The following is a 23,540-nucleotide window of genomic DNA, read 5'->3' on the forward strand; positions in this document are numbered from 1 at the left end:
AGGGGGATGTTCCCATTAAGAATGCGATAAATAAAAGCGAGAAACAATACCTAATCTTTATTATAAAAATAATATTGCCTTGAATTAAGAAGAACACCAATAATTGCAAGATGTTGTTTAGAATGATTTATTGTTCTTGCAAAAAAAATATACATATAATAATATATAGAGGAGGATGTGCTAAGTGTGGGAGGGGAAAAGTTGGTTATGGGGCGTTTAATAAACAAGGATATTGTTCATAAAAATTGGGGGAGGGGCTGGGTTATGCTTTTTAATTTTTTCCGGATCGGATACAACCTTCAAATTTTGTGAAGGTGTGTGATATTTAATATTTCAAAGTATTTTATTTCCAGTTTAATGAAAGTGTGGAGCAAATGTCCATATTGAATATATTCTCTGTGATACATTTAGATTGAACAAAAGCTTATTCAAAAAAACATTGGTGCTAATCTTGTGACACAATTTCAGAAATCAATTGAATAAAATAGAACAAAGTATTTGCATGTGAATAAAAACATAATGAAGCATGCAAAAAATTTGAAGCTAATTTTTAAAGTTTTAATACAAATGATAGCCAAAAGATAGAATTTCTTTGTTTAAAATATATGGTATAAAATATCGACGAGATAGATTTAAACTATTGAAAAAAAATAAAAAAAGATAATGTTTAAGTCAGAAACTTTCTATGTGGATGATAAGTTATTACATTCAGTAATGGTTATATGAAATCCATAATAAGAAAAATTTTGGAAGTATTTATAAATTTTGCAACAAGATGCAAGATTGAAAAAATAATTATATAACAACAGCAAAGCAACAAAACAAGATATTAAGTAACATCAGATGAGGTGGTTACATTATACATTAGAAGAGAAAGCATTAATACTAATGTTATGAAAAGCGTCTGGTGAATTTAGGTTATAAAATTGGAAGGAGTGAAGAGAGATAAAATGCGTAAATAAGGATGGTGCAGTGGTTATGATGTACCAATAAACAGCGGCAGCACATTTTAGTGCACAGAACGAGAAGTTGTTAGAAAAACTATGAAAATAATGGGGGATTTAAAATGTCTAATATCTATGATTGGTCTCTAAAGGCTGATGAAAATGCTTATTCAGATAGTATCATTAATTGGGCAGAAGGACAGCCGCCTAGTTCTGTTAATGATAGTGCAAGGGCGATGATGCAGCGCGTGCGCGAATATCTTGCAGATAATGGTGGATCTATTAATTCAAGCTTTATAGTAAATTTGGAAGATAAAACAACATTAATTACCTTAAAGACAGTTTCGCCTATAAAGAAATACAACAATGATATCGTCATACGTTTTAAAGCTTGTGGTGTAAATATTGGCGTGACAACAATAACTGTTAATAATATAGGAGAAAAGCTTATCTATAAAGCCACTGATACGGGGGTTATACCATTAGAAGGTGGAGAATTTCAAACAGATGGCATTTATGAAATGGTATACAATAATGGTGTTTTAATAAAAGAGCATGAGGGTTGGTATTTATTAAACCCTACACCACCAAAGATAGAAAGTTTCCCCTCTGGATTTATTGCAACATTTGCTATGCAAAATGTGCCAAATGGTTGGCTTTTATGTGATGGTAAGGCCTATAAGCGTGAAGATTATCCGCAGTTATTCGAGGCAATAGGTGATAAATGGGGAAAAGACAGCAATAAAACTTTTAAAGTTCCTGATTTTAGAGGCATGTTTTTACGCGGCTTTGATAATGGTCGGGGTTTAGATGGTGGTAGAAAGTTTGCAGATGAACAACAAGATAGCATAAAATCACATACGCATATTGGGAGTATTGAAAACGCAGGCGAGCATGCGCATAATTTTGAGTATCAAGGGGTAGGATGGCCCGTTGGTGATATTGGGAGACTCCCGAATCATTATACTTATAATGCAACCCTGAAAGGGAGAACAGCTTCTGCTGGTGCACATACACACAAGGTAACTCTTTCCCATACGGGTGAGGCAGAAACGCGCCCTGTTAATACAACCGTTGTCTATGCTATAAAATCATGAGTATGTTTAAGTAATAATAATCTATACACCTTGATAATTTTGTTAACGCGGAGCAATTCCGCGTTATTTTCTATACATATGAAAAGGAAATCTATATTGTTAATAGAATACTTGAGAGCGTCAAAAAACAAATTTAAAATGATTGAAAGAAAGAGTTAAGGATATAATTTATTTTATAATTATATGATAACATAGGGAAAATGTTTAAAAATCATTTAAACTGTGCCGTGAAGAGATCTGGAGATATATTTTTTCATAAGGTGTTTTGATAGGGGAAGGTAATAAAATTATTCAACCTGAGGCATAAAAAAGTACAATATTTTTAGCGTTTTTTGTGCAAAAATAGCATACCCCTGTATGAGTTAATTCATCTTATAAATATATTTCTCACCTTGTTGTCGATTTCATTTCTTTGCATTGCCATGGTAGGAGGCTTTATCTGTAAATGATAGTTCCCCTTTGAGTGGAATCATCATTATGCTTATGAAGCAGAAGACAAACGCTATTTCTATACTCTCTCCTCATCCCTATATTCCGCATTGTTTTTGCATTAGGGGGCTTACAAAAAGCGTTATTGAGTTTATTTTAAAGTTTTTATTCAATAGGTTAATTCTTTGTGATATGCCAATAAACAATTTTTTAATAGAGAGAGAAAAGTAAAAATATCATTGTAAATCAATATTTATTTATACAAATAAGCTAAAGTATATGTATTATAAAGAAAACATTACCATTAAAGCTACAAATAAATCTTTTATGCAGGGGAGAAAGGTACTTGATTTCTATATGGTCCTTAGAAGATATAATAATACATCCGTTATTATAACAAAGGCATTTGTACGCATTTCTTGAATCATTTTTATAAAGATAAAAGTGATAGAAAGAGTAGGAAAACGCATATTTATGTTGTATAAATTCGTATTATCTAACAGTTTGATAGCAAAACAAAACTTCACATGTTTTTAGTTACGTAAAATCTTGAAAGATTTTAAACTGGTAGTTTTTTCCAAAAATATCTTTAGGGTGCTTGGTCTTCTTTTTTAATGATAGATGACAAAAAGGAGTTCATATAAAAATAAAAAAGATTCTTGAATATTTGCGTGTTTTATTTTGCTATGGACTTTAGTTTTTAGATTGAAGCCGATAGCCTAGAGATCTAATTTCATAGGAGGATGTCGTTTGAGGGAGTATAAAAGGGATATCTTCTTTAGGTAATTCAGAAACGTTTAAAGAACAATGATAAACATCGCGGAGATTTTGTGTTGTCAACACATTAGTTGCATTTCCTTCGCAATAAATCTCACCTTCCTTGAGCAAGATCATGTTATCTGCATAATGTGCCGCGAGATTGAGGTCATGAAGAACAGCAAGAACGCCGCCACCAGAATGAGCAAATTGTTTAGCAATATCCATAACGATGATTTGATGTTGAATATCGAGGCTAGCAATAGGTTCATCTAATATCATCCAGCGAGGAATCCCATTATGAACAGGTTTCCAGACTTGGCAAAGTACACGGGCAAGTTGTACTCTAGCTTGTTCTCCACCTGATAATTGGTGATAATACAGGTTGCCATAATCAGAAAGGTCAACGCACTCTAAAGCTTTCTGGATAAGATTTTGCAATTCGGCTTTGGCAATGCTAAATTGGTTTACAGAAAGGCCAAGCCCTACAACTTCATGGACTAAGAATGGAAATACGAGCGTTGTTGATTGTGGTAGTACAGCCCGCATTTTTGCCATTACATGAGTTTTTGTTTGGCATACATTATAACCATTTAAGGTTATTTTTCCACTATAAGGAATTTCACCACTCAGAGCTTTGATAAAAGTACTTTTTCCTGATCCATTAGGACCAATAATAATGGTAAAAGCACCACTTTTAGCTTGAAGATTAATGTGTTTAAGAATCTGCTTCTTTCCGCGCTGAACACAAATATTTGTCGCTTCAATCATGAAAAGTCTGTTCCTCGTTTGCATATAAGGATCCATAGAAAGAAAGGTGCACCAAAAAGCGCTGTTACAATCCCAATCGGCAATTCTGCGGGGGCAACAATTAAGCGTGCAAACATATCAGCAAAAATAAGTAATGCTGCTCCCAAGAGAGCAGAGCAAGGAATGAGATAGCGATGATCAGGACCTATGAGTTGACGTAAAATATGAGGAACAATAATACCAATAAAACCAATACCACCACTGACAGCAACAGCACTACCGCACATAAGAGCAACAAGGGGAATAGCAATATTTTTGACGCGTTGAATATGGAAACCAATATGGCCAGCAACAGCTTCTCCAAGAGCAAGGGCATTAAGTGCTCGTGATAAAAAGGGAGAGAAAAGAAGACCAATAACGATAAAAGGGAGAACAAGCCATACTTTCAACCATGTAGCGCCCGCAAGAGAGCCCAGACTCCAAAAAGTGATATCACGCAGTTGTTGGTCATTTGCGACAAAAATCAATGTTCCTACAACAGCACTGCTTAATGCACCAAGAGCAATACCAGCAAGCAGCATGGTTGCAATAGAGGTAAAGCTGTTATGCGTTGCTATTATGTAGAGAATAATCGTTGATAAAAGTCCACCAAAAAAAGCACCTATGATAACTTTATAAGGCTCTAGAAAAGGTGCAAAAGAAACAGGAAAAGCAATGCCGACAACAATTGCTAAGACTGCTCCAAGTCCAGCACCTGCTGATACACCTACAATTCCGGGATCTGCAAGAGGATTACGAAAAAGCCCTTGCATAAGAACACCGGAGACAGCTAAGGCTGCTCCAATCAATAATCCCAAGATAACACGGGGAAGCCTTATGTCGATGAGCACGAGGTAATCACGCGTTTTACTACTTACCGAAAAATCTTGTGTAAGTATCACATGGAGGAGATCAACGAAAGAAACCTTTGCTGCACCATTCAAGAGCCCACCAAAAATACTGAAAATAAGGAATATTATTAAGCTTAATAATAAATTTTTTCCCTGCTTTGAACGGTTTATTTTTTTACCTTCTTTTTCTTTAGGTAAATGCATCTTGGATGTACCGTCTACCATTTTTATCAGCTCTTACCGTTTTGATGTGCACCATAAAGTATCTCAATAAGCTCTCTTGATGCGTCTGCAGTACGTGGACCAAATCCCAAAAAATACATAGCATCCATCTGTTTTATGGCATGATTTTTCGCTGCAGTTGTTGCTTGAACTGCCGGTATGGCTAAAATCTTATCAATGCTGGTTGATCTTGCACCATGTTTTACAAGCAAAATAACATCAGGATCTGATTTCAATAATGCTTCGCCATTGAGAAGTTTATATCCTTTATAATCGGTGATAGCATTGATAGCACCTGAAAGTTTGATCATACTATCAGCTGCAGTACCTGTTCCAGATGCCATGACGCGTCCATTTTGCACAGAGAAAACAAAAAGGACACGCTTTGGTGTTGTTACTTTCGCCAAAAGCGCATCGTTGTCTAAAAAATTACGCTTCAATTTCTCAATTAACGCCGCGGCTTGCACTTCCCGATGAATGGCTTGACCAACGAGGCGAATCTTTTCTATCACATTTTCACGGGAGTAGTCTTCTGGTATGATCACCAGAGGTATTGATGTTTTTTTGAGAATATCAATTGTTGAAGCGGGACCACTTCCTTCAACAAGCAATATACCCTCTGGAGCAAGTGATAAAACCCCCTCAGGTGAAAGAGCACGCATATATCCAAGCACAGGAAGCTTGAGCGCTTCTTGTGGGTAGACGCTTGTACTATCACGGGCGACAAGTTGATCTTGGGCTCCCAATGCATAGACAATTTCTGTAAGTGCTCCGCCGATAGAAACAATTCGAGCATTTTCAGGAAAACGCGTTGCAGGTTCAGCAATTACTTGTTTAGAAAAACAAGTAAGAGAGAGCAGTAAACACGTAAGAAAAAGGTTTGATAACCTATGTAAAAGAGATATGAACATGTCTAACCTTATCTTAGTTACTGCTGTTTTCTTGGCATGATGGCAAACTATTCAATAAAGAACGCCAATCTTCACGTTCTTTTTGACCCTCCTTGCGTACGCCAAAAAATTGAATAACCATCTCATCATCTTTATCGAAAACTTCAAGTGAACTGACATAACCATCACGGGTAGGTTTGCGAACATGCCATACTCTAGCAATCCCAGACGTGAGTAAATGAAGGTCAAATCTTGGATCAAGAACATTAAGCCAAGGTCCCATTTGCTTAATATTTTTTACAGTCCCACTAAAAATTTGAATACACCCTTTATTCCCAACAAAACACATGATTGGCAGTTCTTGTTGTGCGACTTGGTTAAGCATTATTTCAACAGCATTTACCTGCAATTCATCGGCAAATTCATTACCAACATATTTTACAGCATGATGTCGATTAATTTTAAATTCGGAAATAATTTTGTGAAGTTGGTGTACATCTGTCATTTTCCGCCAACGATCCCGAAAACTCTCAATATCCAATTCTGTTATGTCACATTGGGCTGGGAGAGAAACGGGAAGAATGTTAAGAACAGGAGACTGATCTTCAAGAAGGAGCTTTTCAACAAGTTTATTCCACTCTTCCATATTTGTCATATCTTTAGAATAGACCTTTAAAATAGCAACGCCATGTTGATCAAAGAATTGCAGACTTTTTGTAGGTTTTCCAAGAATAACGACATCATATTCAAAACCGAACTTCCATTGTTTTGTAAAAATACGCAAATCAATTTCACCAAGTGTGATAGGAATATGTTCGTTTTGAACAATTTTTTCAAAGCGTCCCGTTATTTCGTGAACAGCATATTCATTGCGAGTTAAGACCATGACGGTTCCAAGTCGAGGTGCATTTTCCAAGAGAGTAGCAACATCAGTTTGTAGCCTTTTTGCTTTTCCAATGGTACAATAAGCCGCAATAAGCTCCGCTTCAGATATACCAATCGAAACCGCAAAATCGCGGTTTCGCATTTCTTTTTTTTCTTCACGCAAACGAAGAATCATTTCAGCTGTATGTGCCATGAATTTACCTTATGTTACTTAACTCAAAAACTAACTTTCAAATTTTACAATTCCAAGGCAATAAATTAAATTCTTTTAAGAGTTCAATCTATCACAAAATAACACTCTATCGCCAACAGCTGAGCAATCAAAAAACGATAAAACAGAAAGAATTAAAACTTTTCTACCAAATCTTTGTAATTTTAAAGATGTTGAAAATAGAAACACAATAATTAATCCTTTTATCAATACGATTTTATTGACCGAATAATTAACAGAAGTGACTAAAACTTTTGTACAAACGACACCTTAAAGTTACGACCAGGCTGGCTATAATAATCTTTTGGTGTTGAACTTTTACCTGAAGGAAGTTCAGATACATTCCAATATTTTGTATTGAAAAGATTATAAACACCGGCTCTTAGAATAGGTCCCGTTTCACCGAATGGTTTCCACCACCCTGTCATATCAACGACATGATATCCTGGAATTTTTTGGTAATCAGATTCTCCGGCTACTTTGTCACGTTTAGCTGCCAAAGTAAGGATAATATCGCTTCCCCAAACCTCTTTTGCATATCCTAATCCGATAACTGCTTTCAAAGGAGGAATTGAGTTAAGATACTCCTTTTTATCAAGATCTTTTCCTTGTGAATAAGCAAGAGCAACATTGCTATGAAAACCATTTTTAAGAACTAAATGGGCTTTTGTCTCAACACCAAAAATTTGCACGTGAAAACGATTCATGTAATGCCGACGCGCAAATCTAAATTCCTCTGATGGCCCTCTATCCTCAGTATCTATGAAATTCTTATATTTATTGAAAAAGGCATTGAAGGAACCACCGAAATTTACATTTCCATACCGTAGACCAACATCATACCCATTGCTTGTTTCTGGTTGAAGATCAGGATTCCCTTTCACGTAATAAGCAGAAGGTTTGATATAAGAGACGTAAAGTTCTGAAATACGTGGTGCACGAAAAGCCTGTGCCCACTGAGCATAGAGCGTTACTTGATTACGAACATCCCACTCCACGCGTAATTTAGGAGAAAAGCGTGAACCATTTCTTTCTGGAGGGAATTTATCAGAAATCAGTGCTTTCTCATAAGAAGGTGTTTTCTGAGGAACATATTTGTACCAATCATACCGGATTCCCGGTGTTATACGAAAACGATCATCAACCAACCCAATTTCATCTTCAAAAACAAAACCTAAATTGTAACCATTTGTGTCTGGTGAATCTGATCGATTAGCAGGAACAAAAAGACATCCCCGAGCGTATTCTTTTATATGACAATTGTCTTTACCTAACAAATAGTGATGAAATTTAGATGACGAAACATTCATTACAAACTTTAACGTATGGTTTATAGTGCCAAAATCCACTTTTTTAAGGGCATCAGCATTGAAACCATAATTGATATTACGCAAGAAATTATCTCTCAAATAATCCCCTTTGGGAGCTGAAACACGAACGCCTGTCATAACGTAACGACTTGATTGCCTTTGCCAATAAAGCTGCCCATTAAACGCATCAAGAACTGCATCACCATTACCATTATAATTATAAGAAAGAGAAAAGCGCTCACGAAGTTTATTATCCTGCTCATAAACGGAACCTGGAGCGTATCTTTTAGACGAATTTAATTCATGTGTGTTACTATTATGACCAAAACGCTCTGCGGTAAAACCAAGGCGGTGATTATCACTCAAATATTGATGAATTTTAAAAAGCAAGTTATTTTTATCAAAGTGAGAAGGGTTTTTGCGCGTGCGTTCCTCATACCCTTCTACTGTTCCCATATTTTTGCGCTCATGACCTTCTACATAAGATCCTTGAAAAAGTAAAAATGTCCGGTAATTACGCACAGCAAAAGCTTGATCGATGCGCCAGCTGTTATCAACAGAATTATAACCACCTTTTATAAGGCTTCCCCAATTCTTTTCTTCCACGATCAGGTCTTCAGGATCAAGGGTACGCAACGCAATGATTCCCCCTAAGGCGCCAGAACCATAAAGACTAGAATCTGATCCTTGAATAGTATCAAACGTAGAAAGAGCATTGAAATCAAAAGTTGTGTTTCCACCTCCACCACGGAATATATCATTAAACCATGGAAGAGAAATACCATCCATTGTCGTAAGAACACGGTTTGCATCTAAACCTCGAATAACGAAACTGTTATTTTCTGAGTTATAGGATACGGAAGGATTAAGACGACTCACATCATAAACATCAGTTATTTGTCTTTCATCAATATTCTTGTTGGTCTTACGATCAGTCAGAATGGTTATTGAATTTGAAGCATCTTCTATTTTTTTTCCTTTAATAAGGATTGGTTTGAGTTCAGTGACAGCACTTCCATCTTTATTTTGTGCAAAAACAAATGAAGGTATACAGACCGATAATGCACTTAAAATTACACAGCTTTTATAGATATTTTTTCGTCTTATTTGCATAACACATCATAACCCTTTTAAACATCCCCTCTCTGTTTTGAAATTTTTTAATACAAAAAGGCTGGACTCACTGATTAAAACTTGCCAGCCAAGTAGGAATGATTTTGACAACGTCACAAAATCATTAGAAGACCATATTAAACATGACAAAATCAGTCAAGAAAAAAGTTGCAATTTCAAAATAGCCTGTTTTAATGAGATTGAACACCAATATTAAGCTTAAAATAGTGGCAGAAGAAACGATGATTTTTGCAAATACGAAACAATTATTAACTCTTTGGATTGGTGCATTTATTGGGGCTTTCTTTTTGCATGTATTATTGGCAGCACAGTTTTATTTTCAAAGTACTGGTATAAGTAATGGTTTGCTCTCGTCGGAGATTATGCTGACTTTTATGCAAGAAACTGTATATCCGGATGTTGATACAGACTTGCCAGATATTCATAGAGAGTCGGATATTAATACAGAGCAAGAAGTATTACAGTCTGATCTCCTAGAGCAGGAGTCAGAAGGATTGGAATCCGTGGATGAAGTTCAATCGGAAGAACCTCAGCATATAGTAGAACAAGATGACTTAAAGCCTTTGGAAGAACCCCTACCTCAAAAAGTGGAGCATAAAGCGTTTATCAAAAAAACAATACCGATGCCAAAGGCTGTAGTAAAGCGCTCCAATGCAAAGGCGGTACGTTCTTCTTCCATCAACAAGGGCGGCGGTACAGCAGGGCTTGAAGATATGTTGTTAATGGAGTGGTTAGCAAAGGTACAGTCACAATTAGAAAGGCAAAAAAATTATATTGTGGGACAGCGCACCAATCGTACAAAAGGAACGGTGAAGTTAGAATTTATGGTGCATGAGCAGGGGAGTATTTTTTCTAGTCGTGTAGTAGTCTCTGCTGGTGACCCGGAACTTGATCGATTAGCGATGGCAGCCCTTCGACGCGTTGGTTCTTTTCCACCACCACCACCATCAAAAGTGAATAAAACAATTAGAGTATCCCTAATATTTAGCTGATTTTTTATGCGGGGCGTTTTCTTATAATATATTGATTTATAATGATTGTTTATAATTTTAATGAAAGTTAAAATATAATTTATTCGAATTTTTTTGATGTTGAATCAATCAAAACCATCCGCTTACTTATGATACAAGTTGAGGAGGAGCATGGATAAAAAACTTCTAAAAAGCAGTGAATATACTTCTTATGAGTGCTCTAAATGAAAGGGCTTTTGCAACATTGGGAGTTAAGGGATGATAGAGCTATAGCTTTTATTAATTAAAGGTCTAATCGATTTTTATACCATTCGTGAGAGGATTTTCGTAAGTACTTTTCAGATACACCGTTGTGAAATGGACTTAGAAACATTAAAATAAAACAATAATATAAATAAGAAAAACATACTATTTGGGGATACTCTGTTTTGTGTGAAGGATGTGAGCTTATATGTAAAGCTTATATGTAAAAATGAGAAAAACAAAAAGCAAAGTTTCATCTTCATTATTAAAAGATATTGACATATTTAAAAGTCGTAAAACCGAATGAAAAGGGAAGATGCAGAAGAAAATTGTTTGTCTTTAAAGGCTTTCTAACTCAATGTGTCTATCTTTCTGTTATCAGAAATAATCCAAACGATATATATATATATAATAACGTGCTCTTATTTGGTATAGAAATGTTATAAGCAGAAAAAATAGTTTTAAAAAATGCTGTTTCACAAGATTTGAATATTGTCTAATAAGCAGTAGTAAAAGGATGAGCTATTTGTTTCACTCTTTTCTTATATTTGTAATCTCTATGATATTGTCGTTTATGTTGAGAAGAAATGAACTATTTGTACGACATGTTTATTTATAATGATAATTCATCATTTTGTATTTGGAATAAAAGACCAAAATAGCGGAGGGTTTTCTCATTTCGAATTTATTAATACTGAATTAATTAAAATTACTTTTTATATATCCTAAGAAGGTTGGTATGTGGGTACTATTTAAAAAGGAATAAAAACACTTCTTGTGAACGCATTTCAAATGCTATTTGGGAAGTTAAGGCATATTATTTCCGTCGACCAGAAAGCAAGTCGGTTTTTATATCTATTTTCCCAGTGAGTCTTGCTTTGTAGACACCATAATTTTCCATGACACGCATCACGTAATTACGTGTTTCTGTATAAGGAATACGTTCAATCCAATCAATGACGTTATCGAGAGGTTGTCCTCGAGGATCGCCATAACGTTTTATCCATTCATTGACTCGACGGGGACCCGCATTATAGCCAATAAGAGTTAGTATATAGGATCCATTAAAACGTTCTAATTGTTCATTGAGAAAATGTGCACCTAATGTTGCATTATAATGAGCATCACTGCTAAATTTTTTAGGAGACCATGCGATTGAGTATTTTTTTGCCAGTGCTTTTGCTGTTGTAGGAAGCAATTGGAGTATACCTTGTGCACCTGCTTTTGATATGGCTGTTGGATTAAATTCGCTTTCTTGGCGTGCAATGGCATAGATAAGCGATTTTTCTTCTACAGAAATATTAGCAGAAGCTGGTATAGCTCCCAGAGGATGAGAGAGTGCACCGACATTTTTCCCCTGAAAAACAGCCATTTTTCCAATTTTGAGGCTGGTATAATAGTCTCCATTTTTTTCTGCCATAACAGCCAGAAGAGCTAATTCACCGGGGCTTTCTATTTTTTTTCCGAGCTCTCTATAAAAAAATTTAGCAAAATCAGCATAGCCGGCTGCTTCAAGACGTTGAATTGCTTTGATCGCTTTTCGTGCACTAAAATGTTGTCGCTCAGCGGTTGTTGGTTTGGGAAAGAAAACTTTAAGCTTTTTTTGGTTGAGTCGTGCAGCGGCTAATTGACCATAGTAAGTTGCACCAAAATGAGCTGCGCGATGAAAGTATTGCTGGGCATTTTGATGTTCTTTTAGCGCTTCTGCTGTTCGTCCCATCCAGTAATATCCACGTGATGCATAAAAAGGTAAAGAAGAGAGTTGAGGAATACGTGAAAAATGCTGCATTGCTAATTTAGGGTTATGAAGAAACCGTAGTGCATACCATCCTGCATGAAACTCAGCATCGACGGCTAATGCAGATGTTATACCAGTGTGCATTGCAACGAGTTGATAAGCAATTTTGGGTTTGTTTAAATCGAGCATTTCACGAGAAAGGGCGCGTTGTTCTTTCCACAATGAATGAGGGTTCATAAGGCGGAATGCATCTTTTGATATTTTCATCATGAGTGCTGCGGCCGCATCATATTGCTCTGTTCGTCGAAGATGGCGTATTCGAGCAAACTGAAAAAGAGGATCTTTTTGCCATGATCTCTCTACAGCTTTTAATTTTTGTGTAGCTCTAGGATCATTTTTTTCAACGGCTACAAAAGCATTAAAAAGAGATTGAGCATGGGCTAATTTTGCAACGCGTGCTGCTGAATCAAAACGATGTGCATACAGCATAAACTGCATGCGTTTCAAATAATCAATAGGTTTTAATGCAGCGCTTGCATTTTTAAGAACAAATACTTCTTCTTTTGCACTGAGCTGTGTTTTATGCCACCATGGCGCAATAACGTGTTGAGCACGAGTGGTTTGTCCCGTTGCGATAAGTGCTTTAGCGAAGAGAGCCATCCCTTGTGCTGTTTGGGGCGGGTGATGAGAAAATTTTTGGATGATTGCGCGTGTGACGTTGGTTTCGTTAAGAAAAGCACGTTCAGCATTGCGTTGCATCGTTTCTATACCTGGCCATCCTTTTAGCATGTTGATTGCATTAAATATTTCAGAACTGGGTATATTAGCTTGGTTTGACACCCCCAGCGCCCATGTCAAAATATGACGATCAAGGCTATGTTTTTCCATTGAATTACGAAGATTTATTGTTTTTGCAATATTGTTGTTTGCTAGTGCATCTAGCCCAGTTTTCAGTTGCTGAAGTGTAGCAGTATTGTGTGATGTCGTGTGTATCTGTTGAAGAGATTCTTGAGCTTCTTTTGCGGTAAAGGGAGTAGGGCGAACCAAAGGGATTGGTACTTTCCCTTGCAAAAGGGGTGTTTGCGCGTATGCACTTGAAAATAAAATTCTTATTGCCAGTATAAGTGCAGTAAAGGTTGATACGAAAAGAGAGGTGGAAAATACACGCATAGAGAAAAGACCTTGAGACCTTGCTTTTTGTAAAAACTTAAGGATTTATAGAACACAAGCATGAAAAACGCGTTAATATAGACGGCTTATTTTAAAGAAATGTTCAACATTTAAGGAGGGACATTTTCATTTTATGGGGGCTTTTTTTGAAATTCATCTTGCTTCAATGATAGAGCAAGATTATGCTCTATTTAAAATTTATAAAAGGCGATTATAAAAAAATAAAAGCAAACATTATAGGGAGTTTATCATGCTCAAGGGAGCTATAACTGCGCTTATCACACCGTTTGATAACAAGGGCGCGATTGATGAGAAGGCGTTTTGTGATTTTGTTGAATGGCAGATCACACAAGGGATTAACGGTGTAAGCCCTGTTGGGACAACAGGTGAATCAGCAACGTTAAGTCATGAAGAACATAAGCGGATTATAGAATTGTGTGTTGAGCAGGTTGCAAAGCGTGTTCCTGTTGTTGCTGGAGCGGGATCAAATAGCACAAGCGAGGCTGTAGAGCTTGCACAATACGCGCAAAAAGCTGGTGCAGATGCAGTTTTGGTTGTCACTCCCTATTATAATAGACCAAATCAATCTGGTTTATACAAGCATTTTTCTTCCATTGCCAAAGCTGTTTCTATTCCGATTATAATTTATAATATTCCTGGTCGTTCTATTATCGATATGGCTGTAGAAACGATGAAAGACCTTTATCAAGATTTTAACAATATCATTGGTGTTAAGGATGCAACGAGCAGAATTGAGCGCGTTAGTGAACAAGGTGAAAAGTGTGGAAAAGATTTTGTGCAGCTTTCCGGTGATGATTGTACGGCGTTAGGTTTTAATGCACATGGAGGTATGGGGTGTATTTCAGTTTCTTCTAATGTTGCTCCAAAGCTTTGTGCAGAGCTTCAAGCCGCTTGTTTTCGTGGTGATTATAAAACAGCACGAGAATTAAATGATCGCTTGATGCCTCTTAATCGTGCTCTGTTTATTGAACCTAGTCCAGCAGGTATTAAATATGCTGCTGCAAAATTAGGATTTTGTGGTGATACTGTGCGTTCTCCTATTGTTCCATTAACAGAAAGAACAAAGAAGATTATTGATGCAGCCCTCAGTCATGCTGGTCTTTTAAAAGCATAAAATGATATTGACAAAGCCATGAATAAAAAAAAGAACGCGCCCGTACGGAAAATAATTGCTGACAATCGTAAAGCACGTTTTAATTTTGAAATCCTTAATAATCTCGAGGCTGGTCTTGTCCTTCAGGGAGCGGAAGTGAAGTCCTTACGTTCTAATCATGCCAATATTGCTGAAAGCTATGCGAGTTTTGAGAATGGGGAATTATGGTTAGTAAACAGCTATATTCCTGAATATACGCAGGCTAATCGTTTTAATCATGAACCACGACGTTTGCGCAAATTATTACTTTCAAAACGTGAGATGGCACGTTTTTTTAATGCAACGTCTCGTGAAGGAATGACACTTGTTCCTCTCAAACTTTATTTTAATGAACGAGGGCGCGTTAAGTTGGAGATCGCTCTAGCGCGGGGGAAAAAGCTTCATGATAAGCGCGAAACGGAAAAAAAACGTGATTGGGGACGTGAAAAAGCAAGACTTTTAAAAAGATATGGATGATGGATGCAATTTCGATATTCTTTATCGAAATTTATAGCACTTTTTAAAACAGTTTTAGCATTGATCTAAGTATGTTTTTGCTGCTTGAAAGATTTGGTGAAACATGGCGTCTGTCAAGCGCCCAGTATTTGTATTATAACGAGAACAGTGATAGCTCGAAAAGATGCGTAATCTGCCGATATTATTGATTTCACCGTGTCCAAAAGGGTGAGATAAAACTTTTGCATTAAGGGCACGTATCGTTGAATGGTGCGCAATGGTGCCTAAGGTAATAACGGCTTTAAGTTTCGGAAGATTTGTTAAAAGAGGTGAGAAGAAATAGCGGCACGTGTTAATTTCTGCACCGGTGGGTTTATTTTCTGGTGGAACACAACGAACAGAGTTAACAATTGCTGCATCAATAAGTTCAAGAGTATCGTCTGCTCTTTCTTCAAAGGTTCCTTGGGCAAAACCAAACTTTTTTAAAGTTGAATAAAGTAAGTGCCCAGCATAATCACCAGTAAATGGACGTCCAGTTCGATTTGCTCCGCGTAATCCAGGAGCAAGCCCAACAATAAGAAGGCGTGTTGTATCTGGCCCTTTATAAGGAAAGAATGGGTGCACCGGTGCGTTATACCAACTTGGTTCTTTTACACGCCAGCCAGCGATAAATTGATGAAGCCTAGGACATAAATTGCAATTTTGGGGTGGTTCTGGGCAAAGTGATGTTAATTGGCTATTCATGGTGTTAGGCATCAATCGTTTTTCTATTTTTTTGAGTCTTTATATAGCGTATATGACGGGTTATGTTTTGATAAACAATCTATAATGAATATAAATAAACTTTTTTAGAAGAAAGTTTAATATAAACTTATTGCTCATTATTGTGTAAAGAGAGATCATCTTTCAGTAATTTATTCGATGAATAAGAGTGCGATACACATGATGTTCAAAGAAAAAAGTTTATCTCTTTAGATAAAGATATTATCATAAAAAGTATGTATAAGGCTGCTGTTATTGCAAAGGGTTTAAACAGCAGGTATTCCTTTTAAAAGGATAAGGACTCCAGACAAGTATTTTGTCAAGAAAGACCTCCCTTTGTTTGAAGTCAATCTATTGGAATGCTTTTAAAAGAAATTTTGATAACAAGCATGAATAGGTTATACATTTTTATAAATTTTCCAAGAATTTTTTTAAATAAGTTCTTTAATCAAAAAATATAAAAGTTTGTGTTGTTTTTCTTGTGTTTTATTTTGATTATTGTATATACTCCTCTATCCGCTATTAAATTTTTTATTTGAGAAAGAGGCATAAATGGCCCGCGTAACGGTAGAAGATTGTATTGATAAAGTTGACAACCGCTTTGAATTGGTACTTTTAGCAGGTCATCGGGCGCGTCAGATTTCACAAGGAGCGCAGATTACGGTTGATCGTGATAATGATAAAAATCCAGTTGTTGCTTTGCGTGAAATAGCAGAAGAAACATTGTCGCCTGCTGATTTAAAGGAAGACCTTATTCATTCGTTGCAAAAGCATGTGGAAGTAGATGAGCCAGAAATGGCAAGTGAATTTATTACCCATTCAGGTGAAGCTGAAAGTGTTTTTAATACGTCGTCGCAAGAAGAAGGTACTTCATTTGATCATATGTCAGAAGAAGAGCTTTTAGCGGGTATTGAAGGTTTGGTTGTTCCAGAAAAAAGTGACGATTATTAATTGCAGCAATTTATGTTACAGGAGTAAAGATACCTTGTCATGTAAGGAGCAATTATTTTTCTTGTCTTTTATTGATAGGACATGTTCAATAAAGATTAGAGGTGTGAAAAGATAAAGGATATGCTCGTATGATGCGTCAGTGTGAGCTTGTTGGACGTGTTCAACGTTACAAGTCTGACGTAGATGAGGCTCTTTTAAACAGGGCCTATGATTATGCAATGAAAAAGCATGCACATCAAAAGCGTGCGTCAGGTGATCTTTATTTTTCTCATCCTTTAGAAGTTGCTGCTATTTTGACAGATATGCGGTTGGACGAGGCAACGATTGCTGTTGCTCTTTTGCATGATACAATTGAAGATACAAGCGCTACACGAGCAGAAATTGATCAGCTTTTTGGTTCTGAAATTGGGAAGTTGGTTGAAGGGCTTACAAAGCTTAATAAGCTTGATCTTGTATCAAAGAAAGCCGTACAAGCAGAAAATCTTCGTAAACTTCTTATTGCTATTTCTGATGATGTTCGTGTTCTTTTAGTCAAACTTGCTGATCGTCTTCATAATATGCGTACCCTTGGTGTTATGCGTGATGATAAACGTCGGCGAATTGCTGAGGAGACGATGGATATCTATGCGCCACTTGCAGGTCGTATGGGTATGCAGGATATGCGTGAGGAATTAGAGGATCTCTCTTTCTTTTATTTAAATCCAGAAGGTTATCGTACGATTACCAATCGACTTTCTGAATTATTGAAACACAACCGTGATTTGCTTTCCACAATTGAAAATGAATTGACAAAACTTTTTTTGGAAAATGGCATTAAAGCAGATGTTAAAAGCCGTCAGAAAAAATCTTATTCAGTTTTTCGCAAAATGGAAAGTAAAGCATTATCTTTTGAACAATTATCGGATATTTTTGGATTTCGTGTGATTGTTGAGTCCGTGAATGATTGTTATCGTGCTCTTGGTGTCATTCATACGACATGGCCAATGGTTCCTGGTCGTTTTAAAGATTATATCTCTATACCAAAGCAAAATGATTATCGTTCTATTCATACAACAATTGTTGGTCCTTCAAGACAACGTGTTGAGTTGCAAATTAGAACGGCTGCTATGGATGAAGTTGCTGAATATGGGGTTGCTGCTCATTCCATATATAAAGAGCACGGTTCCAATTATTCGACTGTGAAGTTATCAAGTGAAACGAATGCCTATGCATGGTTGCGTCAAACGATACAATCTTTGTCTGATGGAGATAATCCAGAAGAGTTTTTAGAACATACAAAACTTGAGCTTTTTCAAGACCAAGTTTTTTGTTTTACGCCGAAAGGTCGATTAATTGCTTTTCCTAAAGGAGCTACGCCTATTGATTTTGCTTATGCCGTCCATACAGACATCGGTGATTCTTGTGTTGGTGTAAAAATCAATGGTCGTATTATGCCTTTAATGACCAAATTAAAAAATGGTGATGAGGTTGATATTATTCGCTCACACGCTCAAATTCCGCCAGCAGCATGGGAATTTCTTGTTGTCACGGGTAAAGCACGTTCAGCTATTCGACGAGCAAGTCGTGCAGCGGTACGTAAACAATATTCGGGTTTAGGATATCGTATTCTCGAGCGTTCATTTGAATATATGGGAAAGCAATTTTCAAAAGACCTTTTGAAGAAAGTTTTGCCACGTTTAGCACGTAAAGATGTAGAGGATGTATTGGCTGCTGTTGGGCGTGGAGAGCTGTTTTCCGCTGATGTGATTAAAGCGGTTTATCCTGATTATCAAGATCACCGTGTGGTACAAAAGTCATCTTTTAAGCCTGGGGAAGAAGGTTGGTTTAATATTGAAAATGCTCAAGGTATGATTTTTAAAGTTCCAGAAAATGAAAAGAATGCAATGGTCGAGAATCATCAATCTAAAGCCTTGCCTATTAGAGGAACCCGTGGAGATATACCCGTACGTTTTTCACCGGAAGGAGCAGTACCTGGAGATCGGATTGTTGGTATTATGCAGCCAGGAGCTGGGATTGTTATTTATCCAATACAGTCTTCAGCTTTGATGGCATATGATGATCAGCCAGAACGATGGATTGATGTCCGCTGGGATATTGATGCCCAAATGAATGAACGTTTTCCTGCACGGATGAATATTTTAGTTGTAAATAGTCCTGGTTCTCTGGCTGAAATTACACAAATAATTTCTGCTAACGATGCCAATATCCAAAATTTATCTTTTATCCGTACAGCACCAGATTTTACAGAAATTATGATTGATTTGGAAGTGTGGGATTTAAAACATTTGAATCGTATTTTTTCTCAGTTAAAAAAGGCAGGTTCAGTAAGTACAGTACGGCGGGTTCATGGATAAAAAGAAAGATTTTGCAATGAAGACACAAGATGTCATTGATATTTTTAAACAAGCAGATGCTATTCTAGAAGGGCATTTTATTTTAACATCGGGGCGCCATAGTGCGACTTATATGCAAAAAGCGAAAGTATTCATGCATGCTGACTTGACGGAAAAGTTATGTCGTGGATTGGCTGAAAAAATCAAAAAATCTATCGAGGGAAAAATTGACTATGTTGTTGGTCCCGCAATTGGCGGTCTTATTCCTTCCTATGAAACTTCACGTCACCTTGGTGTTCCTTCTCTTTGGGTAGAGCGTGTAAATGGCATCTTTGAATTGCGTCGTTTTGAAATCAAGAAGAGTGCACGGGTTGTTATTGTTGAAGATATTGTAACAACGGGTCTTTCCATTCGTGAGACTGTTGAAGCGCTTGTTGCAGCAGGAGCAGAGGTATTGGCTAGTGCATGTATCCTTGATCGTTCTGGTGGTAAGGTCAATGTTGGAGTTCCATTGATTGCGCTTGCTGAATACGAGATAACCTCTTATGCTAGTGATGCACTTCCTGCAGAGCTTTCTGTTCTTCCCGCGATTAAACCAGGCAGTCGAAATATTTAATTGTCGTTATATTTTTTTTGTGCAAAAGCTTAAAAAGATTAATTTGGATGATATAGATTATTTCATCATCAAAAGATGTATATTGAGAGTCATATGCTTTTTCGTCGTCGAGAACCAATAGATTTTGTAACGCGTATTCGACTTTGGTTATGGCCACGTCGTTCATTTTCTCGCTCATTTTGCTACATACATAAACGTATTTTGCGTATATCAGCAACACCGCATGAAGTAGCATTAGGGGTTGCTGTTGGCGTTTTTTTAGCTTGTTCCCCTTTCTTTGGGCTGCATATTATTTTGGCAATATTTTTTTCTTGGCTTTTGCGTGCAAACTTTGCTGCCGCAATCATTGGGACAATTTTTTCTAATCCACTCACATTTTTATTGATTGTCATGGCTGATTATAAAGTAGGGTATTTTTGTTTATCACTTTTTAGCGATGTCAAAGAGATTTCTCTTTCGCAAATTCGTGCTCTATTTAATGGTTTGACATTGTCAAATCTCTCTCTCCTCTTTAAAGGCGCATGGGACACAATTATGAGTCCTATGATTTTAGGGGGAACTCTTTTAGGTATTGTTTTTGGTGGTTTATCTTATATAGGTGTTTACAGAGCAACGGTTCGTTTTAAACAAAAGCGATATCAAAAGATTATAAAAAAAAGGCGTTTAAAGAAGCGCTCATCGCCTGTATTAAAACAGAAATAAATTTAAGAAAGATCGGGTAATATCTTATGATTATTGGTCTTGGAAATGATCTGGTTGATATACGACGTATTGAGAAAATGTTGGTTCGTTATGGTGAGCGTTTTATTGAACGTATTTTTACGGATATTGAAAGAAATAGATCTGAAAATCTCAAAAAAAGCTCCTCTTCTTATGCAAAAAGATTTGCTGCTAAAGAAGCATGTGCTAAAGCCTTAGGAACGGGAATCGCTTGTGGTATCAATTGGAAAGACATGGAGGTAGTTAATTTGCCGTCTGGTAAACCAATAATGCAATTAACAAATCGTGCGCAAATACAACTTCAAAAGTTATTACCTCCTCATCATGATGCAGTTATTCATCTTAGTATAACAGATGATTTTCCTTGGGCACAGGCATTTATTATTATCGAAGCACTTCCACGTGGATAGATGGCATGAGAGATTGTGCTTTTGTTATTTGAATATTATGATGAAAAAAATTATATCTGTGATGAGAAGGCAGTTGGTGATGATCCAAAAAGATAAAGTGCATAAAAAAGAAAAAAAAGGTGGGCTTCGTGAATTTATTTCTGTTTTAATACAGGCTTTGCTTTTAGCAGCGTTTATTCGGACACTTTTTTTCCAGCCGTTTAGTATTCCTTCCGGTTCAATGCGTCCTACTTTGTTGGTGGGAGATTATCTGTTTGTTTCTAAGTATGCATATGGGTATTCTCGTTTTTCCATCCCCTTTTCTCCTCCTCTTTTTTCTGGACGGATTTGGGCATCTCAACCTCAACGTGGAGATGTGGTCGTTTTTCGCTTACCAAGTAATCCGAAGATTGATTATATAAAACGCGTTGTTGGGCTACCAGGTGATCGTATACAAGTCCGTCAAAGTGTCCTTTATATTAATGATGAGGCTGTTTCACGTCACTTTATGGGGGAGATTGATAATTCTGATATAACAGAGGTTAACTATCCTGTTGAGGTTTATCGCGAGACAATGCCTAACGGTGTCAGTTATGATACACTTGATTTAGCTTTCATCCCGAAAGTTGATGATACAGAAGTCTTTGAAGTTCCTCAAGGACATTACTTTATGATGGGAGATAACCGCGACAATTCAGATGATAGTCGTTTAGATGTAGGCTATGTTCCAGAAGAAAATCTTATTGGTCGCGCGAGCGTGATTTTCTTTTCTATCAGTAATGGTTCAAGTGCTTGGCAGATTTGGCGCTGGCCATTTGATGTGCGTTGGAAACGTTTGTTTTCTTTCATAAATACGGTTCATGATTTGCCGCTTATCAAGCAAGGAAACAACGATGAAACGTCTCATGATTGATCAGCTTTTCAAGCTGACGGGGCATCGTTTTAAAGATGAAGAGAGGTTAAAGAAGGCATTAACACACTCGAGTGTACAAGATTCGGAACAGGGGAATTATGAACGACTAGAGTTTCTAGGGGATCGGGTTTTAGGGCTTTTGATTGCAGAGATGCTGTATCAACTTTTTCCTCAGGCAAGTGAAGGTGAATTATCAGTCCGTTTAAATCATCTGGTCAATGCACAGACATGTGCTGATATTGCGCGTGAAATGAGACTTCCTGATATGATCCGTGTTGGTTTTGAGATGAAAAATTTTGAGGGACGTCGACTTATCAACATGCATGCAGATGTCGTGGAAGCTTTGATTGCAGTAATATATCTCGATGGAGGATTGGAAAGCGTTCGCCCTTTTATTCAAAAATATTGGCAAAGTCGGGCAAAGAAAATGGATGCTGGTCGACGTGATGCCAAGACAGAATTACAGGAATGGGCGCATATCCAAGGCAATGCACAACCACATTATCAGGTTATAAAACGTTCAGGTCCAGATCACGATCCTGTTTTTATGGTAGAGGTCAGTATTTCTGGGTTTGCTTCAGAGATTGGGCAGGGAAGCTCCAAAAGATATGCTGAAAGAATGGCAGCTGAAAAAATTTTGCGACGAGAGGGTGTATGGAAAACAGTAGGAAAAAATGATTATGAGTGACGTTATGAAAACGCGTTCTGGGTTTGTTGTGCTTATTGGGATGCCTAATGCCGGTAAATCGACATTGGTTAATCAATTGGTTGGAACAAAGGTTTCAATTGTAACACATAAGGTACAAACAACACGAACTTTAATCCGCGGTATTGTCATTCATGATGATGTGCAAATTGTGTTGGTCGATACACCGGGTGTTTTTCGTCCCCATAAGCGCTTAGAACGAGCCATGGTCTCTGCTGCTTGGGGAGGGGCTAAGAGCGCTGATGTTCTACTTGTTTTAATTGACGCTCAAAGTGGTCTTTCGGATGAAGTTGATATGATGTTAGATATTGTAAACAATATGAAACAAGAAAAAGTTCTTGTTCTTAATAAGGTTGATACAGTTGTTAAATCATCTCTTCTAGCGTTAACCACTAAAATAAATGAACGTGTAAAGTTTGCGCAAACATTTATGATTTCTGCTCTAAACGGTTCTGGTTGCAAGGATTTACTTCATGCGTTGAGTAACATGATGCAGGAAGGGCCATGGTATTATCCGGAAGATCAAATTTCTGATATGCCTATGCGTCATCTTGCTGCTGAAATTACGCGTGAAAAACTTTTTCTTCGTCTTCATGATGAACTTCCTTATTCCTCAACGGTTGAAACAGAAAACTGGGAAGAGCGTTCAGATGGTTCCGTTAAAATTAATCAAGTTATTTATGTCGAGCGTGAGAGTCAGAAAAAAATTGTCTTAGGAGCAAAAGGCGATACAATTAAAGCGATTGGTCAAGCAGCACGTAAAGAACTCATGGAAATTATGGATCAAAAGGTGCATCTTTTTCTCTTTGTGAAAGTGCGCGATAATTGGGATACCGATCCAGAACGTTATCGTGAAATGGGATTGGATTTTTTTAATAAGATTTTTAAAAATAATTAAAGT

At 36.9% G+C, this 23,540-nt stretch carries 19 protein-coding genes; 12 read left to right on the top strand and 7 right to left on the bottom strand.

Translation table 11 applies throughout. The features are described 5' to 3' along the window. Positions 1–1,066: 1,066 nt before the first annotated feature. On the top strand, positions 1,067–2,041 hold the full coding sequence (locus ACFIM6_RS00610; RefSeq protein WP_375611203.1) for a tail fiber protein: 975 nt from the start codon (positions 1,067–1,069) through the stop codon (positions 2,039–2,041). 1,122 nt (positions 2,042–3,163) lie between these two features. Here ACFIM6_RS00610 and ACFIM6_RS00615 read toward each other — a convergent pair. The 5 genes from ACFIM6_RS00615 to ACFIM6_RS00635 form a co-directional block, all read right to left on the bottom strand. After that, complete coding sequence (locus ACFIM6_RS00615) at positions 3,164–3,997, bottom strand: heme ABC transporter ATP-binding protein (RefSeq protein ID WP_375611204.1); 834 nt, start codon at positions 3,995–3,997, stop codon at positions 3,164–3,166. Continuing rightward, the gene (locus tag ACFIM6_RS00620; protein WP_375611205.1) at positions 3,994–5,091 is read right to left on the bottom strand and encodes a FecCD family ABC transporter permease; all 1,098 of its coding nucleotides are present in this window, start codon (positions 5,089–5,091) and stop codon (positions 3,994–3,996) included. The genes ACFIM6_RS00615 and ACFIM6_RS00620 overlap by 4 nt, the downstream gene beginning before the upstream one ends. 5 nt (positions 5,092–5,096) lie before the next feature. Continuing rightward, entirely contained in the window at positions 5,097–5,999 is a 903-nt protein-coding gene (locus ACFIM6_RS00625) for a hemin ABC transporter substrate-binding protein (protein ID WP_375611206.1), read from the bottom strand. A gap of 13 nt (positions 6,000–6,012) precedes the next feature. Beyond that, positions 6,013–7,056, bottom strand: a complete 1,044-nt coding sequence (locus ACFIM6_RS00630) for a hemin-degrading factor (protein WP_375611207.1) — start codon at positions 7,054–7,056, stop codon at positions 6,013–6,015. A gap of 263 nt (positions 7,057–7,319) precedes the next feature. Then, on the bottom strand, positions 7,320–9,497 hold the full coding sequence (locus tag ACFIM6_RS00635; RefSeq protein ID WP_375611208.1) for a TonB-dependent hemoglobin/transferrin/lactoferrin family receptor: 2,178 nt from the start codon (positions 9,495–9,497) through the stop codon (positions 7,320–7,322). 242 nt (positions 9,498–9,739) lie between these two features. On the opposite strand from ACFIM6_RS00635, the gene ACFIM6_RS00640 reads away from it, so the two are divergent. Continuing rightward, a complete protein-coding gene (locus tag ACFIM6_RS00640) occupies positions 9,740–10,510 on the top strand; it encodes an energy transducer TonB (RefSeq protein WP_375611295.1) in 771 nt (256 codons plus the stop codon). 1,039 nt (positions 10,511–11,549) lie between these two features. Here the strand turns inward: ACFIM6_RS00640 and ACFIM6_RS00645 are convergent. Then, positions 11,550–13,640 (bottom strand): lytic transglycosylase domain-containing protein, encoded by a 2,091-nt coding sequence (locus tag ACFIM6_RS00645; protein ID WP_375611209.1) that lies wholly within the window; start codon positions 13,638–13,640, stop codon positions 11,550–11,552. A gap of 250 nt (positions 13,641–13,890) precedes the next feature. Between ACFIM6_RS00645 and dapA the strand changes: the two genes are divergently transcribed. Together dapA and smpB are read left to right on the top strand one after the other, a co-directional pair. Beyond that, the gene (gene dapA / locus ACFIM6_RS00650; protein ID WP_375611210.1) at positions 13,891–14,775 is read left to right on the top strand and encodes a 4-hydroxy-tetrahydrodipicolinate synthase; all 885 of its coding nucleotides are present in this window, start codon (positions 13,891–13,893) and stop codon (positions 14,773–14,775) included. A gap of 18 nt (positions 14,776–14,793) precedes the next feature. After that, positions 14,794–15,270 (top strand): SsrA-binding protein SmpB, encoded by a 477-nt coding sequence (gene smpB, locus ACFIM6_RS00655; protein ID WP_012231306.1) that lies wholly within the window; start codon positions 14,794–14,796, stop codon positions 15,268–15,270. Positions 15,271–15,324: 54 nt separating this feature from the next. On the opposite strand, the gene ACFIM6_RS00660 is transcribed toward smpB, so the two are convergent. Further along, a complete protein-coding gene (locus tag ACFIM6_RS00660) occupies positions 15,325–15,993 on the bottom strand; it encodes a uracil-DNA glycosylase (RefSeq protein WP_375611296.1) in 669 nt (222 codons plus the stop codon). A 570-nt stretch (positions 15,994–16,563) separates the two neighbouring features. On the opposite strand from ACFIM6_RS00660, the gene rpoZ reads away from it, so the two are divergent. From rpoZ to era, 8 genes are all read left to right on the top strand, one after another. After that, positions 16,564–16,962 carry a DNA-directed RNA polymerase subunit omega gene (gene rpoZ, locus ACFIM6_RS00665; RefSeq protein ID WP_273791104.1) on the top strand — a complete coding sequence of 133 codons (399 nt, stop codon included), beginning with the start codon at positions 16,564–16,566 and terminating at the stop codon, positions 16,960–16,962. A gap of 128 nt (positions 16,963–17,090) precedes the next feature. Next, positions 17,091–19,316, top strand: a complete 2,226-nt coding sequence (locus tag ACFIM6_RS00670; RefSeq protein WP_375611211.1) for a RelA/SpoT family protein — start codon at positions 17,091–17,093, stop codon at positions 19,314–19,316. Positions 19,317–19,332: 16 nt separating this feature from the next. Then, the gene (pyrE, locus tag ACFIM6_RS00675; protein WP_375611297.1) at positions 19,333–19,911 is read left to right on the top strand and encodes an orotate phosphoribosyltransferase; all 579 of its coding nucleotides are present in this window, start codon (positions 19,333–19,335) and stop codon (positions 19,909–19,911) included. Between the two features lie 93 nt (positions 19,912–20,004). Next, the gene (locus ACFIM6_RS00680) at positions 20,005–20,613 is read left to right on the top strand and encodes a DUF2062 domain-containing protein (protein WP_375610146.1); all 609 of its coding nucleotides are present in this window, start codon (positions 20,005–20,007) and stop codon (positions 20,611–20,613) included. Positions 20,614–20,639: 26 nt separating this feature from the next. Continuing rightward, a complete protein-coding gene (gene acpS, locus ACFIM6_RS00685) occupies positions 20,640–21,041 on the top strand; it encodes a holo-ACP synthase (protein WP_375611212.1) in 402 nt (133 codons plus the stop codon). Between the two features lie 79 nt (positions 21,042–21,120). Continuing rightward, positions 21,121–21,933 carry a signal peptidase I gene (gene lepB / locus ACFIM6_RS00690; RefSeq protein WP_375611213.1) on the top strand — a complete coding sequence of 271 codons (813 nt, stop codon included), beginning with the start codon at positions 21,121–21,123 and terminating at the stop codon, positions 21,931–21,933. Beyond that, complete coding sequence (rnc, locus tag ACFIM6_RS00695; RefSeq protein ID WP_375611214.1) at positions 21,914–22,621, top strand: ribonuclease III; 708 nt, start codon at positions 21,914–21,916, stop codon at positions 22,619–22,621. The genes lepB and rnc overlap by 20 nt, the downstream gene beginning before the upstream one ends. Then, positions 22,614–23,537: a GTPase Era gene (gene era / locus ACFIM6_RS00700; protein WP_375611215.1), complete on the top strand. Its 924-nt coding sequence runs from the start codon at positions 22,614–22,616 to the stop codon at positions 23,535–23,537. The genes rnc and era overlap by 8 nt, the downstream gene beginning before the upstream one ends. Positions 23,538–23,540 lie beyond the last annotated feature (3 nt).

Origin of the sequence: Bartonella sp. AA9NXGY, assembly GCF_042196845.1 — a bacterium.
Taxonomy (GTDB): Bacteria; Pseudomonadota; Alphaproteobacteria; order Rhizobiales; family Rhizobiaceae; genus Bartonella.